Raw genomic sequence first — 16000 nt, forward strand, 5'->3', positions numbered from 1 at the left:
GGCCGCGGGTCAGGCGGGGACCGGGACGGGCGCGGCCTCGGGCTGCCGCAGGGGCGGCAGGCCGAGCGCGTCGGCCACCTCGGCGGCGCTGCGGGCGCTCACCGCACCGTAGAGGTCGGCGGGCTCCACGACGTCGCGCCCGAGGGCGCCGGCGAGCCAGGCGGCGTCGCGGGTGGCGGCGGGCGCGTCGTCGGCCCCCGCCCGGCCCTCCTCACAGGCCGCGTCGAGGTTCGACGCGAAGATCCCGGCGGCGGAGGCCGGCAGGAAGTCCTCGTAGACGACGGGCTCGGCCCGCACCCAGCCGTCGGCCAGGAGCCGGCCGAGGTCGGCCTCCGGTGCGCGGCCGTCGCGGGCCCGGTCGGTGACGGGCACCCACCGCACGCTCGTGAGGCCGGCGGCGGCCTGCGCCGCGGCGTCGTCGGGGAAGAGCTCGCGCCAGCGGGCACCCGAGGCGGCGGGGCTGCCCCCCGCGGCGAGCCAGGCGTCGTAGCGCGCGCGGCCCGCCGGGGTGAGGGCGCAGCCGCGCGCCTCCACCTCGCCGAAGCGCACCCGCAGGGCGCCCTCGGAGACGGCGCCGTCGGTCCCGCGCATCCGCCGGGGCTCGGCGAGCGCACGGAAGCTCGTCTGCCGCAGCAGGACCGGGGCGCCGCCCCCGGGCGGGCCCTGGATGGCGTCGATCATCGTGATGCCGCGCGCCGTCATCCGGGCGTAGAGCGCGTCGATGTCGAGCACCCGCGGCGTGAGGTGGTTGACGTGCGTCGAGCCCACGCCGCCGATGTCGGCGGCGACGCCGGAGACGCGCTCCAGCTCGGCGTACCAGGCGGCGTCGACCGGCTCGGGCGACAGCGCGAAGGCCGCCACGGCGAGCCGGACGAAGGCGTCGGCGTCCTCGGCGTCCAGCCCCCCGGCCTCCTCGGCGCGGGCCGCGAGCCGCAGCAGGAGCGGGCCGAAGAGCTCTCGCCGTGCGAGCCGCTCCTCGAGCCGGCGCTGCAGGTCGGCGTCGAAGAACCGCCGGTCGTCGGTGGCCAGGACCGACGTGAAGACGCGGAAGGGGTTGGCGGCCAGCTCGTCCGCGTCGACGGGACGGAACGCCGTCGAGACGACGGGGACGGGCTGGGCCGCCTCGCGCAGGTCGTAGAAGCCGACCGGGTGCATGCCGAGCGCGGCGAAGACCTGCCCGACCTGGCGCAGCTCCTCGGCCGTGCCGACACGGATGGCGCCGTGCCGCTCGGCCGTGACCCGCTCGATGCTGCCGAGCTCCTGCGCCGCGGCCGGGTCCGCGGCCATGACCTCGGCGTTGACCTCGGCCGCGACCTCGACGAGCGTCCCGTAGGCCGGCACCTCGGTCGCGTAGAGGGCCGACAGCGCTGCTGCGAAGCGGGCCCGCAGCTGCGTCGTGCCGACGGTGCCGCGGGGGCCGCCGCTCAGGACGCCTCCCCCGCCGTCGTCCCGACGGCCGCGCCCGCACCGGCGCCGGCCATGTGCGGGTCGCCCGAGGCCGCGCCGGACAGCGCGCCGAGGACGCGGTCGACGGCGGCCAGCGCCTCGTCGATCTCGGCCGCGGTCACGGTGAGCGCGGGGCGGAAGCGGACGCTCCGCGAGCCGCACCCGAGGGCGAGGACGTGCTCGTCGGTCTCCAGGCGGGCCAGGAGGGCCGCCCGGTGCTCCCCGTCGGGCAGGTCGAAGGCGCACATGAGGCCCCGGCCGCGGACGTCGGTGACCTCGGGGCGGCGGGCGGCGAGGTCCCGCAGGCCGGCCAGCAGGTGCTCGCCGAGGCGGGCGGCGCCGGCGAAGAGGTCGTCGCGCTCGCAGACCTCGAGGATGCGCCGGGCGCGGACCATGTCGACCAGGCCGCCGCCCCACGTGGAGTTGATGCGGCTGGAGACGCGGAAGACGTTGTCCGGCACGTCGTCGACGCGGCGGCCGGCCATGACGCCGCACACCTGCGTCTTCTTGCCGAAGGCGACGACGTCGGGCTCGAGGCCGAGCTGCTGGTGCGCCCACGCGGTGCCGGTCATGCCGCAGCCCGTCTGCACCTCGTCGCAGACGAAGAGGGCGTCGAACTCGTGGCACAGCGCCTGCAGCCCCTGGAGGAAGCGCGGCGTGAGGTGGTTGTCGCCGCCCTCGCCCTGGATGGGCTCGACGATCGCGCAGGCGATGTCGTGGGCGTGCTCCTCGAAGGCGGCCCGCGCCTGCGCCAGCGCGACGTCCTCGCGGGCGCGCAGGACGGCGTCGTCCTCGCCCTCGACGGGGTGCGGGTTGTCGATGCGGGGCCAGTCGAACTGCGGGAAGCGGGCGACCTTGTTGGGGTCGGTGTTGGTCAGCGACATCGTGTAGCCGGTGCGGCCGTGGAAGGCCTGCCGCAGGTGCAGGACCTTCGTGCCGAGCGCCGGGTCGATCCCGTGGGCCTCGTTCCAGCGGCTCTTCCAGTCGAAGGCCGTCTTGAGGGCGTTCTCGACGGCAAGGCCGCCGCCCTCGACGAGGAAGAGGTGCGGCAGCTCGGGGACGCCGAGGACGCGGGCGAAGACGTCCACGAAGCGCGCGCGCTCGACCGTGACGATGTCGGAGTTGCTGGGCTTGGACAGCGCGGAGCGCAGCAGCTCGGCGCGGAAGTCCTCGTCCTCGGCGACGTCCGGGTGGTTCATCCCGAGGGCGTTGGACGCGAAGAACGTGAACATGTCGAGGTAGGTCGTGCCGTCGCGGGCGTCGACGAGGCGCGAGCCACGGCTGGCCGCGAGGTCGAGGACCATCGCGAGGCCGTCGTCGAGCATGTGCGCGGCGACGCGCTCGTGGGCGGTGGCGGCCGTCGCGAGCTCCTGCGCGGAGGAGCCGGGCGTCGTGGCCGCGGGGCGGTCGACCGTGGGTGCGCTCATGCGACGGAGGGTAGACGGGAGATCCTCCGGTCGACAAGCGCCTCGGCGGCACTTCATCCCGCCCTGAGCCGCCCAGGTGGACGATCACCCGTCGGAGACGGTCCGCAGCTGCGCGAGGAGGACCGGGTCGAGGCGGTCGTGGCCGCCGGGGCGCACGCGCTCCTCGAGGTTGTGCGCGCCCGCCCAGCGCTCCAGGTCGACCTGCAGGTCGCCCCCGCCGGCACCGGCCGCGTCGAGCAGGCGGCGCACCTCGGCCCGCAGCCGGTCGTCCCAGGCGAGGAGGTCCTCCGGGGGCGTCCGGCCGAAGAGCAGCTCGTGCTCGGCGAGCATCCGCGCCAGGTGCGCCACCGGGTCGGGGTCGTCGTCGCTGCGCAGGTCGACGACGACGTCCGAGCCGCCGTACCCGCCCCCGGGGGCGACGACGACGAGCGCCGCCGACTGCCGGCCCCGCCGGTCCCCGCCCGCCGCGTCGCCGGCCTCGAGGGCCGCGAGCAGCCGCCGCGGCAGCGACCGCCCGGCCGTCGAGCCCCGCCACGAGGCCACCATCGCGTCGACGACCTGGGGCCCGGCGAGGATGTTGCCCTGCACGGCGAAGGACCCCTCGGGCCCCTCCCCCGCCTCGCCGCCGGCCCACGGGTGGCAGTCCGCGCCCGTCCGGGTCGCCGCCCGGCCGCCCGCGTCGACGGCGCCGGCCTGGCGCTCCGCCCGCCCCTCGTCGGCGGCGAGGAAGCGGTCGAGCGCCTCGTCGGCCGAGGCACCGCCGCGCAGGAGGGCCAGCCCCTCGGCCTTGAGGGCGAGGTTGACGGCCGCCTGCGTCGCGAGGGCGCCGACCCCCACCTCGAGGGCGGGCACGAAGCCGCCCACGGCGAGGAACTTCGAGGCCACGGCGACGCCGAGCGCGGAGCCGTCGGGGCTGCGCCCCACGATGGAGAAGGTCACGCCCGCGACGGTAGCCGCGAGCCCTCGCCGAGGGACGGTGCTCCGCGGGGGTCAGCCGGCGGCGCCACCGGGGTCGGCGGCCTGCAGACCACGCACGGCCTCCTCCATCACGCGCACGGCCAGGTCGGCGCCGTCCTGGCCGGGGCGGCCCCACACCTGGACGCCGACGAGCAGGTCGCCGGTCCGGGCGGCGCCGTGGAGGACGTCCTCGTCGGCGGTCCGACGCACCCCGAGCCACGACCCGTCGGCTCCGTCGACGGGGATGTCGATCTGGTCCGGCACGGCGCCCAGCCAGGAGCAGTCGGCGCGGTCGAGCCGGACGTCGTCGAGCGCGTCGTCGCCGGTGCCCTCGGCCCAGCCGGTGACGGCGACGTCGACGACGAGCTGGTCCAGCCGGTTCGACGCCTCCTCGGCCCACATCCACTGCCGGCCGGCCACGGGGTCGACGCCGTCGTCGCCGTTGCAGCTCTGCCCCGGCACCGTCGGCGAGAAGCGGTACTGCTCGCCGACGCTCATGGTCACGAGCCCGGCCGGCAGGGCGGCGTCCCAGGCGTCGTCGAGGTCCGGGACGTCGTAGGCGACGACGCGGGGGTCGTCCTGCGGAGCGGGGCTCGGTCGCTCGTCCGCCACCGGCGGCGGCCGGTCGTCCGGTCCCTCCGGCGGCGGCGTCTCCTCCGCGGTCAGCCCCGCCAGGTACGGGTCCTCGGTCGGCGTCGCGGGGCGCGGGCGGTCGTCCCCGACGGCGGACGCCGGCACGGTGCCCGTCACGACGTCGAGGCCGCCGAGCCCGGCGACCCCGAGAGCCCCCGCGCCCGCCAGCCCGGCGACCGCCACGGTCGTCCCGAGCGCCCCGACGAGCAGCCGACGCCCGAGCGGGCGCCGTGGCCGCCCGTCCTCGTGGGTGCCGTCGACCTCGTCGTGGTCCGCCCCGTCGTCGTGCAGCACGTCGCCCCCCGGCGCTCGGACGCCCCCCGGCGCCGTCGTCGGCCGGGCGTCCGCGCCGCGACCGCGCCCATCGTGCCCCGGCGGGCCCGCCCCCGGGCCGGAACGGCGGCGGGCGCGCCGTCGGCGCGCCTCAGGGCGTGCGGCGCCGTCCCTCGAAGGGCGTCGAGAGGATGACGGTCGTGCGCGTGGCCACCTGGCCGGCGTGCCGGATGGCGGCGAGGACGTCCTCGAGCCGGCCCGGCGTCTCGGTGCGGACGAGGAGCACGTAGCTCTCCTCCCCCGCGACGCTCCAGCACGACTCGACCTCGGCGACGGTGCCGAGGCGCTCGGGGACGTCGTCCGGCGCGGAGGGGTCGAAGGGCGTCACCGAGACGATGGCCGACAGCGGAAGGCCGAGCGCCTCGTGGTCGACGACGGCCGTGTACCCCTTGAGCACCCCGCGCTGCTCGAGGCGGCGCACCCGCTGGTGGACGGTCGAGGTGGGCAGCCCCACCTGCTTGCCGAGGTCGGTGTAGCTGGTCCGGCCGTCCGCCACGAGGGCGGCGACGATGGCGCGGTCGACGTCGTCGACGTCCGCGGGCGGGGCAGGCATGGCGGGGACGCTACCCACGAGGGCGTCGAGACCGACGAACGGCTGCTCACCAGGCCCGGGAACCTGCCGTCCGTCGGTCTCGAGGGTGCGGTCAGGCGAGCACGGCCCCCTGCGACGCCGAGCCGACGAGCTTGGCGTACTTGGCGAGGACGCCGCGGGTGTACCGCTGCGGCAGCGGCTGCCAGTCCGGCGTGCGGCGGGCGGCCAGCTCCTCGGGGTCGACGAGCAGGTCGAGCGTCTTCTCCGTGACGTCGAGGCGGATGCGGTCGCCGTCCTGCACGAAGGCGACAGGGCCGCCGTCGACGGCCTCGGGGGCCACGTGGCCGACGCAGAGGCCGGTGGTCCCGCCGGAGAAGCGGCCGTCGGTGAGGAGGAGGACGTCCTTGCCGAGGCCGGCGCCCTTGATGGCGCCGGTGATGGCGAGCATCTCGCGCATGCCCGGGCCGCCCTTGGGGCCCTCGTAGCGGATGACGACGACGTCGCCGGCGGTGATGGTGCCGTCCTCGAGGGCGTCCATGGCGGCGCGCTCGCGGTCGAAGACGCGGGCGGTCCCCTCGAAGACGTCGGACTCGAAGCCCGCGGACTTCACGACGGCGCCGCCCGGCGCCAGCGAGCCGGAGAGGATCGTCAGGCCGCCGGTCCGGTGGATGGGGGCGTCCATCGCCCGCAGCACGGCGCCGTCGAGGTCCGGCGGCGCGATGTCGGCGAGGTTCTCCGCCATCGTCTTCCCCGTCACCGTGAGCGCGTCGCCGTGGAGCAGCCCGGCGTCGAGCAGCGCGCGCATGACGACGGGGACGCCGCCGACGCGGTCGACGTCGGTCATGACGTGGCGGCCGAACGGCTTGACGTCGGCCAGGTGCGGGACCTTGCTCCCGATGCGGTCGAAGTCCGCGAGCGTCAGCTCGACCTCCGCCTCGTGGGCGATGGCGAGGAGGTGGAGGACGGCGTTGGTCGAGCCGCCGAAGGCCATGACGACGGCGATGGCGTTCTCGAACGCCTCCTTGGTGAGGATGTCCCGCGCCGTGATGCCCTGCTCGAGGAGGTTGACGACCGCGGCGCCGGAACGGCGGGCGTAGCCGTCGCGGCGGCGGTCCGTCGCGGGCGGGGCGGCCGAGCCGGGCAGCGACATGCCGAGCGCCTCGGCGGCGCTCGCCATCGTGTTGGCGGTGTACATGCCGCCGCAGGCGCCCTCGCCCGGGCAGATGGCGCGCTCGATGGCGTCGACGTCCTCGCGGCTCATGAGGCCGCGGGAGCAGGCACCGACCGCCTCGAAGGCGTCGATGATCGTCACCTGCTTCTCGCTGCCGTCGGAGAGCTTGGCGATGCCGGGGAGGATCGACCCGGCGTAGAGGAAGACGCTGGCGAGGTCGAGCCGCGCCGCGGCCATGAGCATCCCCGGCAGCGACTTGTCGCAGCCGGCGAGGAGCACCGAGCCGTCGAGGCGCTCGGCCTGCATGACGGTCTCGACGCTGTCGGCGATGACCTCGCGGCTCACGAGGGAGAAGTGCATGCCCTCGTGGCCCATGGAGATGCCGTCGGACACGGAGATCGTGCCGAACTCCAGCGGGTAGCCCTGGGCGGCGTGGACGCCGTCCTTGACCGACTTGGCGAGCCGGTCGAGGGAGAGGTTGCACGGCGTGATCTCGTTCCACGAGCTCGCGACGCCGATCTGGGGCTTGGCGAAGTCGTCGTCGCCGAGGCCGACGGCCCGCAGCATCCCGCGGGACGCCGTGGCCTCGAGACCGTCGGTGACCTGGCGGCTGCGCGGCTTGATGTCCGCCCCGGACCGCCCGCTGCGGGGGCCGGTGGGACGGGGGCGCTCCGGTGCCTGGGTCATGCGCGCGAGTGTAAGGACGCCGTCGGCGGGCCCGGTCGGGCGTCCGGGCGGTGGTCACGGCCGGACCCGGCCGGCCGACGACGACCCGTCCGGAGCTCCGGGCGCCCTCCGGCGGTGGACCGTCCGGGTGGGGCGGACGGCGTCCCGCGGACACCGCGCGGGTGCGCCGTCACGCTCCCGCCATGGGCCTCTTCCGCCGCACCCCGCGTCCCGCCGCTCCCCCGGCCGCCCCGCGGACGCCCCCGCCGCCGGTCGGCGGCGTCGCCCCGCTCACCGACGACGAGGTGCGGTGGTGCGAGCTGCAGATGGAGACCGCCCGCGTGCTCGCCCAACACCTCGCGGGCGACGACGGCGACCTCCCGTCCCTCGAGGCCCTCGACACGGTGCTGTTCTCCGGCCTCGACGCCGACGGCCGGATCGCGACGGGGCAGCTCGTCACGGCCGTGGGCACCGCCTTCGGCGAGCACGTGCGGCGGTCGACCGGGCTGGCCTGGGTGGTCGCCACGGACGAGCACGGCACCGAGCTCGCGCTGCACGCCGACCCCGGCCACGTCCTCGTCCACCCGAGCGACGCCGTCGGGAAGCGCCTGCGCGCCGGCGAGCCGGGCGTCCTGCCGGACCTCCACGCGCAGCTCACGGCCGGGGTGCTGGACGCCCGGGCCCGGGCGGGCAGGGCCCCCGTCTCCTGAGGCCCGCTCAGCCCACCTCGTTCTCGAGGTCGTCCCCCGCCACGAGCGCGCGCAGCTGCCGGCGCAGGAGGGCGACGACGCGCGGGCGCATCGCGTCGGTCGCCCCGCCCACGTGCGGCGTGACGAGGGCGCCGTCGAGAGACCACAGCGGGTGGTCGGCCGGCAGCGGCTCGGGGTCGGTGACGTCGAGGCCCGCCCGCAGCCGGCCCGCGCGCAGCTCGGCGACGAGCGCGTCGGTGTCCACCACCGGGCCCCGGGCGACGTTGACGACGACCGCGCCGTCGGGCAGCGCGGCGAGCACCTCGGCGTCGACCATCCCGCGGGTCGCGTCCGTCAGCGGCACGGCGAGCACGAGGGCGTCTGCGCCCGGGAGGAGGTCCGGCAGCTCGTCGAAGGCGTGCACGGGCCCGAGGTCGTCGGTGCGGGCCCTCGTCGCGACCCGGACGACGTCGACCTCGAAGGGCACGAGCCGCCGGACCACGGCGTCGCCGATGCCGCCCGCGCCGAGCACGAGCACCCGGCGGCCGGCCAGCCCCTGGCGCAGCCCGTCCGGCGCGCGCCAGCGCCCCTCGGCGGCGTCGCGGACGGCCTCGTCGAGGCGTCGCACCACCCCGAGCAGGAGGGCCACGGCGATCTCGGCCGTCCCGGCGTCGTGGGCGCCCGCCGCGGTGAGCAGGCGGACCCCGTCGGGGACGTGGGGCGCCACGGCGTCGTAGCCCGTCGTCTGGGTCTGGACGACGCGCAGCGACGGCAGGTCGCCGAGCGAGCCGATCGCCGCGGGCTGCCCGTGGTACGGCAGCACGACCGTCGAGAGGCGTTCGCGCGCAGCCGGGTTGATCGTGGACGGCGGCTCCTCGAGGTCCCACAGCACCGCCTCGACGCCGGGCAGGGCGTCGTCCCCGCCCGACGCGTCCGCCCCGACGAGCCGGACCCCGACCTCGGCGGCCAGCGCCCCGTCGGGGAAGGACACCAGGAGCGGCCGCCCGTCACCGCCCCCGGAGGTGCCGGCGCTGCCGTCGTCGCTGCCCTGCGCGGGGGTGCCCATGCCGCCATCCTCGGGGCGCGCCGGGATCGGCGCAGGGCGCCGGCGCGTTGGGCGGGCATGAGCCGCCGCCCCAGGACCCGGCCCGTCCCCGCCGCCCTCGCCGCGGCGGGCCTCGCCGTCGCCCTCGCGGCCTGCGCCGAGGAGGCCCCGGCGCCCGCGCCGACGGCGTCCGTGCCGCCCGCCACGACGGGCGCCGCGCCCGCAGCGACCGGCGCCCCGCCGACCACGGCGTCGCCCGAGGAGCCCGAGGCGTCCGCGGCGTCCGCGGCGTCCGCGGCGTCCCCGGCGTCCCCGACCCCCACCGCCGCCGGCGTCCCCACCGGCGAGGTCGAGGTCGTCGCCGACGGCCTCCCCCTGCCGTGGTCGGCCGTCGCGCTGCCCGACGGGTCGGCCCTCGTGAGCCTCCGCGACGAGGCGCGGCTCGTCCGCGTGACGCCGGACGGCGACGTCGTCGACGTCACCACGACGGCCGAGGACGGGACCGTCGGCGGCGCCGCCCCCGCGGGCGAGGGCGGCCTCCTGGGGCTGGCCCTCTCCCCCGCCTTCGCCGAGGACCGGCTGCTCTACGCCTACGTCACCCGCGCCGACGACAACGCCGTCGTCCGCGCCGTGCTCGACGGCGACGCCCTCGGCGAGCCGGAGGTGGTCCTCGACGGGATCCCCCGGGCGCAGGTGCACAACGGCGGCCGGATCGCCTTCGGGCCCGACGGCACGCTCCACGTCGCCACCGGCGACGCCCGCGAGCCCGGGCTGTCCCGCGACCCCTCCTCGCCCGCCGGCAAGGTGCTGCGGCTGACGCCCGACGGCGACCCCGCGCCCGGCAACCCGACGCCGGGCTCCCCCGTGTGGAGCCAGGGCCACCGCAACGTGCAGGGCCTCGGCTGGGACGCGCAGGGCCGCCTGTGGGCCAGCGAGCTCGGCCAGGACACCTGGGACGAGCTCAACCTCGTCGAGGGCGGCGCCGACCACGGCTGGCCCGACGTCGAGGGCCCCGGCGACGACGGGGACCGCGCCGACGGGCTCGTCGACCCCGTCGCCTGGTGGCCGCCGTCCGAGGCCTCGCCGAGCGGCCTGGCCGTCACCGACGACGCGGTGTGGGTGAGCGCCCTGCGCGGCGAGCGCCTGTGGCGGGTCCCGGTGCCCACGGGGGCCGACGGCGGTGCGGTGGGGCAGCCCGAGCCCTACCTCGTCGGCGAGCACGGCCGCCTCCGCGACGTCGCCGTGGCCCCCGGCGGCGGCGCGCTGTGGGTCCTCACCGACGAGGGCGACGGCGACGACGCCCTCCTGCGGGTGCCGCTCGGCTGACCGTCAGGAGCCGGGGGCCCGGCCGCCCGTCGGCGCCAGCGGGTCGGCCGGCCAGGCGTGCTTCGGGTAGCGCCCGCGCATCTCGGCGCGGACGCCGGCGTACGGGCCGCGCCAGAACGAGGCGAGGTCCGCCGTGACGGCGAGCGGCCGCCCGGCGGGCGAGAGCAGGTGGACGACGACGGGGACGCGGCCGTCGACGAGGCGCGGGGCGTCCTCCCACCCGAGGACGTCCTGCAGCCGGACGGCGAGGACGGGCGCGGCCGGGTCCGCGAGGTCCAGCCGGACGGACCGCCCGGAGGGCACGACGACGTGCTCCGGCACGAGCACGTCGAGCCGGCCGGCCTCCGGCCAGGGCAGGAGCCGGCGGAGCGCACCGGCGACGTCGGTGCCGGCGAGCTGCCGCCGCGTGCGCGCCCGCTGCAGCTCCGGGCCCAGCCACTCCGGCGCGCGGGCCACGAGGGCCGCCTCCCCGACGTCCGGCCACGGCGCGCCGAGCGCCCGGTGGACGACGGCCAGCCGCTGCCGCAGCCGCTCGGCGCCGGCCGACGGCGCGAGCAGCGCGAGACCGGCGCGCCGCAGCCCGTCGAGCAGCGCCGCCGCCAGGGCGTCCCGGGGCGGGTCGGCCAGGGGGCGGTCGGCGAGCACGAGGGCGCCGAGCCGGGTCACCCGCCGGGCCACGACGTCGCCGTCGGCCCCGCCCGCCCAGCGCACCTCGTCCTCCGAGGTGCGCAGGTGCTCGGCGGCGCGGAGCGCGAGGTCCTCGTCGAGCGGTGCGGCCGCGCGCACGACGGCGTCGGCCGACCCCAGCGGCCGGTCGACGACGGCGACCGCCAGCCACGCCGGGCCCTCCCCCGGCGCGGGCGGCGTCGTCAGGGCCGTCGTCCACGCCGAGCCGGGCACGAGCCGGGCGCCCGTCCCGCCCGCCATGAGGAGCTCCGGCGCGGCCGTGCCCGCCCCGCCTCCCCCGCGCCGGGCCCGCGCCACCCGCTCGGGGTGCGCCAGCGCGACGACGAGGCCGGCGGCCCGGTCGTCGTCGAGGGCCCCGCCCGGGGCGTCGTCGAGCGCACCCGCGCGCGCCGCGGCGGTCCCCGCGACATCGCCCGCCTCCGCGAGCGCGGCCCGCAGCCGCCCGACCTCCTGGCGCCAGCGGCCGGACCGGGCCGGGTCGTCCCCGCGGCGCAGCGCGCGCCAGGCGGCCACGAGGTCGTCGGCGCCGCGGCCGCCGACGAGGCCGTCCTCGGACAGCAGGGCGACGACCTCGGCGCAGCGCCGCTCCCCCACCGCGGGGGCGCCGACGAGCAGCGCCCGGCCGAGCCGCGGGTCGAGCCCGACGCCCGCGACGGCCCGGCCCAGCGGGGTCGGGGTGCCGTCCTCGGCGACGAGCCCGCGGTCGCGCAGGACCCGCTCCGCCGCGGCGAGCGCCCCGGCGGGCAGCGGGTCCGGCAGCGCGGCGCCCCGGCCGCCGGGCGTCCCCCACGCCGCGAGCAGGAGGGCGGCCGACGCCAGGTCCGCCGTCGCGACCTCGGGCTCCGCGCGCGGGGGCAGGCGGGCGTCGTCGGCGGCGGACCAGCACCGCAGCGCGACGCCGGACCCCTCGCGGGCCGCGCGGCCCGCCCGCTGGTCGGCCGACGCCCGCGAGACCCGGACGGTGTCGAGGCCGCCGAGCCCGCGGGCGTGGTCGGTGCGGGGGACGCGGGCGAGTCCGGCGTCGACGACGACCCGGACTCCCGGCACCGTGAGGCTGGACTCCGCGACCGCGCTGGCGACGACGACCCGGCGCCGCGGCCCCGGCCTCAGGGCGGCGTCCTGCTCGGCCGCCGGCGTCCGGCCGTGGAGCGCCACGACGTCGACGTCCGGGTGCGCGTCCCGCACGAGCCCGGCCACCCGGGCGATCTCGCGCGCGCCGGGCAGGACGACGAGGACGTCGCCGGGCTCGTCCGCCGGGCGCTCGGCGAGCGCCTGGCCGACGACGCCGGCGACGTGCGCGAGCAGCCGCGGGTCGACGCGGAGCCCGCGCGGCGGCTCGAGGCCGGCGGGCGGGGGCACGAGCCGCACGTCGAGGGGGTACGTCGGCGCCGTCGCGACGACGACGGGCACCTCGGTGCCGTCCCCGCCGCCGTCCGCGCCGGCGGCGGCCATCGCCCGCCGCCACGCGCCGACGTCCGGGGTCGCGGAGGCGGCGACGAGCCGCAGCGACGGGCGCAGCGCCGCCCGCACGTCGAGCAGCAGCGCCAGCGCGAGGTCGGCGTCGAGCGAGCGCTCGTGCACCTCGTCGAGCAGGACGGCGCCCACGCCCGCGAGCTCGGGGTCGGCCTGCAGCCGCCGCACGAGGAGGCCGGTCGTCACGACCTCGACCCGTGTCCGCGGCCCGCCGCGCCGCTCCCCGCGGACCGCGTAGCCCACCGTCCGCCCCACGGGCTCGTCGAGCAGCGCGGCCGCGCGGCGGGCGGCCGCGCGCACGGCGACCCGCCGCGGCTCGGTGACGAGGACCCGCGTCGCGCCGTCGGCCGCCCCGGCGAGGGCGTCCGCGAGGGCCAGCGGGGCGAGCGTCGTCTTGCCCGTGCCGGGCGGGGCGACGAGCAGCGCCGCCCCGGCCGCGTCGAGCGCGGCGACGAGCGGGCCGAGCGCCGGCACGACGGGCAGGTCGCCGCCCCGGCGGCGCGCGCGGTCCAGGAGCGGCTCCGCCGCAGCGTCTCCCGCCCCGGGTCCCGGTCCCACGGCGTCGCTCAGAAGTAGTCGAGGACCTCGACGAGGTCCCCGCACGCGAGGACGTCGAGGGCGGCGAGGGCGGCGTCCTGCGCGGCCGGGTCGTCGCCCAGCACCTGCACGCCCGAGGTGCGGACGGCGCCGAGCGGCGTCACCGCCCCCGCGTAGAGGGCCGCCAGCCCGCCCGGGGTCAGCCGGGCGACCGCGGGGGCGCCGGTCCGGGTCGCCCGGCCGGTGCCGCCCTCGACCGCCAGCTCCCACGTGCCGGAGTTCCACGGCGCCAGCGCGTCCTCGATCTCGACGACGACCGCGCCGTGGACCGCGGCGGGCCAGCCGCGCTCGGCCATCGCCCGCTCGAGGTCGACGACCCGGTGCATGACGACCTTGCGGTCGCAGACCCGCGCGAGCTCGACGGGCAGCGCCGCGGCGACGGCGTCCGCCCGCAGGAGGCGCAGGTGGAGGTTGCGGGCCACGGGCGCCCAGCCGGCGAGGACGCCGAGGAGCGTCCGGGCGGCGGCCGGGGTGTCGGCGACGACGTCGCGGACCGTGAAGACCGCCTCGCGGCCGTAGCCGCGGCCGCGGGCCCAGCTGGCGGCGGCGACGAGGCGCCCGGCGTCCTCCACGAGCGTGAGCCCGTCGACCCCCTCGGGCAGCCTCCCCTCGGGCGGCGCGGGGCGGACGAGCATCCCGCTGCGGGCACGGGCCTCCCGCTCGTAGAGCGCCGCGACCGCCGGGAGGTCCTCGGGGCCGCCCGCGCGGACGAGGAGGCCGGGCGCGGGACCGCCGCGCTCGAGGGCGTGGGTGGGCACCTCGACGGTGGTGAGGGTGCCGGTGACCTCCCAGCCGGCGCGGCGGTAGAGCCCCGAGACGGTCGGGTAGAGCGCGGAGACGGCCGCGCCGCGCTCCCGGCCGCCCTCGAGCAGCGCCCGGAGGAGGCGGGTGGCGACCCCGGCGCCGCGCGCCTCGGGCTGCACGGCCACGTCGGTGACGTCGGCCGCGACGAGGCGGCGCCCGCCCCACCACTGCTCCTGCGGCAGGAGGGTCACCGCGCCAAGCAGCTCCCCGCCCCGGCCGTCGGCGTCCGCGCCGCGCAGCGCGCCGTAGCGGACGGCGCCGGGCGGCTCCGACCCCGCCGCCGGCGGCGACGACAGGTCCTCGCCGAAGGACAGCGCGTGCAGGCGCCACTGCCGCTCGTGATCCTCCGGCCCGAGCGGCCGCACCACCACGTCGTCGCCGCGGCGGGGCGAGAAGGCGGTGGCGGGGCCGGGCGGGGAGGAGGGAGGCACGCGTCGACGGTACCGGCGCCCCGCCACGACCCCGCCGCCCCGCGTTCACGACGACGACGCCCCCGCGCCACCGGCCCCGGCGCAGCCTGGCCGCATGACCGCCCCCCGCCCCGCCGCGCCCGGCGCCCTGCCCGCCGCCCTCGCCGGCCTGCACGCCCCGTCCGCCCCGCCGTCGCGGCGCGGCCTGCTGCTCGGGGCGGGCGCCGCCGCCCTGGCCGCGGGCTCGCTCGCCGCCGCCGCGCCCCCGCGCGCGCTGGCCGCCGCCGGCCCCGTGCGCGGCTACCCCTTCACCCTGGGCGTCGCCTCGGGCGACCCGCTGCCCGACGGCGTGGTGCTGTGGACGCGCCTCGCGGTCGACCCGCTCGCCGAGGACGGGCGCGGCGGCATGCCGGACCGCGGGGTCAACGTCCGCTGGGTCGTGGCCGCCGACGAGCGCTTCCGCCGGCCCGTGCGGATCGGCAGCACCGTGGCCCGCCCGGAGCGGGGCCACTCCGTCCACGTCGAGGTGTCCGGCCTGGAGCCGGGCCGCGAGTACTTCTACCGCTTCCAGGCCCTCGGGCAGGTCTCCCCGACCGCCCGCACCCGGACGGCGCCCGCCGCGGACGCGGCCACCGCCTCGCTGACCTTCGCCATGGCCTCCTGCGCCCAGTACGAGCACGGCTTTTTCACCGCCTACCGACGGCTGGCCGAGGACGAGCCGGAGGTCGTCCTCCACCTCGGCGACTACGTCTACGAGTACCGCGCCGACGACTACGTCGCCCCCGGCGGCAACGTCCGCGACCACGCCGGCCCGGAGACGACGACGCTGGCGGGCTACCGGCAGCGGCACGCGCAGTACAAGACCGACCCCGACCTCCAGGCCGCGCACGCCGTCGCGCCGTGGGTCGTCGTCTGGGACGACCACGAGGTCGACAACAACTGGGCCGACGAGGTGCCCGAGAGCCTCGAGCGGGACCCGCTGCCAGGCTTCCTCGACCGCCGGGCCGCCGCCTTCCAGGCCTACTACGAGAACATGCCGCTGCGCCGCTCGTCGGTGCCCCGCGGCCTCGACCTCCAGCTCTACCGGCGCCTCGGCTGGGGCCGCCTCGCGCAGCTCCACATGCTCGACACGCGGCAGTACCGCGACGACCAGGCGTGCGGCGACGGCACGGCCACGGGGTGCGCCGAGCGCCTCGACCCGGCGCGCTCCCTGCCCGGCGAGGAGCAGGAGCGCTGGCTGCTGGACGGGCTCTCCGCGTCCACGGCCACGTGGGACGTCCTCGGCCAGCAGGTCTTCTTCGCCCAGCGCGACTTCGCCGCCGGTCCGGAGCGGCGGTACTCCATGGACGGCTGGGACGGGTACAGCGCGTCCCGGTCCCGCCTGCTGGCCGGGCTCGAGGAGCGGCAGGTGGCGAACCCCGTCGTCCTCACCGGCGACGTGCACCGGCACTACGCGTGCGACGTCCACCCCGACGCCCCGGGGGGCGAGGGCGAGCCCGACCTCGGGCGCGCGCCCGTCGCCACGGAGCTCGTGTGCTCGTCGATCACCTCCGGCGGCGACGGCAGCGACACGGCGGCGGCGACCGACCTGCAGCTCGCCGAGAACCCGCACATCCGCTACGCGAGCAGCCTGCGCGGGTACGTGCTCGTCGACCTCACGCCCGAGCGGATGACGGCCCGGTACCGCGTCCTCGACCGGGTGCAGGAGGCCGGCGCCCCGGCGCGGACGGGCGCGACCTTCGCCGTCGAGGCGGGACGCCCGGGGCTGCAGCCGGTCTGACGCAGCCGGCCCGCCCCCGGGACG

11 protein-coding genes and 1 pseudogene are annotated in these 16000 nt (G+C 78.8%); 3 read left to right on the plus strand and 9 right to left on the minus strand.

Features of this window, described 5'->3' with window-relative positions; genetic code table 11:
- Nucleotides 1-9 precede the first annotated feature (9 nt).
- The 6 genes and pseudogenes from hglS to ilvD form a co-directional block, all read right to left on the minus strand.
- Nucleotides 10-1428 carry a 2-oxoadipate dioxygenase/decarboxylase gene (hglS, locus tag EDC03_RS07045; RefSeq protein WP_123379710.1) on the minus strand — a complete coding sequence of 473 codons (1419 nt, stop codon included), beginning with the start codon at nt 1426-1428 and terminating at the stop codon, nt 10-12.
- An 89-nt stretch (nt 1429-1517) separates the two neighbouring features.
- A pseudogene (gene lat / locus EDC03_RS07050) lies at nt 1518-2873 on the minus strand (L-lysine 6-transaminase); the annotation flags it as partial.
- An 84-nt stretch (nt 2874-2957) separates the two neighbouring features.
- The gene (locus tag EDC03_RS07055; protein WP_123379499.1) at nt 2958-3812 is read right to left on the minus strand and encodes a DUF1028 domain-containing protein; all 855 of its coding nucleotides are present in this window, start codon (nt 3810-3812) and stop codon (nt 2958-2960) included.
- 51 nt (nt 3813-3863) lie between these two features.
- On the minus strand, nt 3864-4757 hold the full coding sequence (locus tag EDC03_RS07060) for a hypothetical protein (RefSeq protein ID WP_123379500.1): 894 nt from the start codon (nt 4755-4757) through the stop codon (nt 3864-3866).
- Nucleotides 4758-4887: 130 nt separating this feature from the next.
- Nucleotides 4888-5349, minus strand: a complete 462-nt coding sequence (locus EDC03_RS07065; protein WP_123379501.1) for an Lrp/AsnC family transcriptional regulator — start codon at nt 5347-5349, stop codon at nt 4888-4890.
- Between the two features lie 91 nt (nt 5350-5440).
- Complete coding sequence (gene ilvD / locus EDC03_RS07070; protein ID WP_123379502.1) at nt 5441-7186, minus strand: dihydroxy-acid dehydratase; 1746 nt, start codon at nt 7184-7186, stop codon at nt 5441-5443.
- 182 nt (nt 7187-7368) lie between these two features.
- On the opposite strand from ilvD, the gene EDC03_RS07075 reads away from it, so the two are divergent.
- Nucleotides 7369-7875, plus strand: a complete 507-nt coding sequence (locus EDC03_RS07075) for a DUF3806 domain-containing protein (protein WP_148058033.1) — start codon at nt 7369-7371, stop codon at nt 7873-7875.
- A gap of 7 nt (nt 7876-7882) precedes the next feature.
- On the opposite strand, the gene EDC03_RS07080 is transcribed toward EDC03_RS07075, so the two are convergent.
- Nucleotides 7883-8920 (minus strand): 2-hydroxyacid dehydrogenase, encoded by a 1038-nt coding sequence (locus EDC03_RS07080; protein WP_123379504.1) that lies wholly within the window; start codon nt 8918-8920, stop codon nt 7883-7885.
- Between the two features lie 57 nt (nt 8921-8977).
- On the opposite strand from EDC03_RS07080, the gene EDC03_RS07085 reads away from it, so the two are divergent.
- On the plus strand, nt 8978-10225 hold the full coding sequence (locus tag EDC03_RS07085; RefSeq protein WP_123379505.1) for a PQQ-dependent sugar dehydrogenase: 1248 nt from the start codon (nt 8978-8980) through the stop codon (nt 10223-10225).
- 3 nt (nt 10226-10228) lie between these two features.
- Here EDC03_RS07085 and hrpB read toward each other — a convergent pair whose 3' ends face one another.
- A complete protein-coding gene (hrpB, locus tag EDC03_RS07090; protein WP_422393801.1) occupies nt 10229-12859 on the minus strand; it encodes an ATP-dependent helicase HrpB in 2631 nt (876 codons plus the stop codon).
- 92 nt (nt 12860-12951) lie between these two features.
- The gene (locus EDC03_RS07095; protein WP_199720013.1) at nt 12952-14217 is read right to left on the minus strand and encodes a GNAT family N-acetyltransferase; all 1266 of its coding nucleotides are present in this window, start codon (nt 14215-14217) and stop codon (nt 12952-12954) included.
- Nucleotides 14218-14311: 94 nt separating this feature from the next.
- On the opposite strand from EDC03_RS07095, the gene EDC03_RS07100 reads away from it, so the two are divergent.
- Nucleotides 14312-15976: an alkaline phosphatase D family protein gene (locus EDC03_RS07100; RefSeq protein ID WP_123379713.1), complete on the plus strand. Its 1665-nt coding sequence runs from the start codon at nt 14312-14314 to the stop codon at nt 15974-15976.
- Nucleotides 15977-16000 lie beyond the last annotated feature (24 nt).

This window comes from Pseudokineococcus lusitanus (genome assembly GCF_003751265.1).
Taxonomy (GTDB): Bacteria; Actinomycetota; Actinomycetes; order Actinomycetales; family Quadrisphaeraceae; genus Pseudokineococcus; species Pseudokineococcus lusitanus.

Excerpts from the sequence above, each read along its gene's own strand:
- EDC03_RS07080 (WP_123379504.1), bottom strand. The coding sequence starts at position 8,920 with ATGGGCACCCCCGCGCAGGGCAGCGACGACGGCAGCGCCGGCACCTCC.
- EDC03_RS07100 (WP_123379713.1), top strand. The coding sequence starts at position 14,312 with ATGACCGCCCCCCGCCCCGCCGCGCCCGGCGCCCTGCCCGCCGCCCTC.
- EDC03_RS07085 (WP_123379505.1), top strand. The coding sequence starts at position 8,978 with ATGAGCCGCCGCCCCAGGACCCGGCCCGTCCCCGCCGCCCTCGCCGCG.
- EDC03_RS07075 (WP_148058033.1), top strand. The coding sequence starts at position 7,369 with ATGGGCCTCTTCCGCCGCACCCCGCGTCCCGCCGCTCCCCCGGCCGCC.
- ilvD (WP_123379502.1), bottom strand. The coding sequence starts at position 7,186 with ATGACCCAGGCACCGGAGCGCCCCCGTCCCACCGGCCCCCGCAGCGGG.
- EDC03_RS07065 (WP_123379501.1), bottom strand. The coding sequence starts at position 5,349 with ATGCCTGCCCCGCCCGCGGACGTCGACGACGTCGACCGCGCCATCGTC.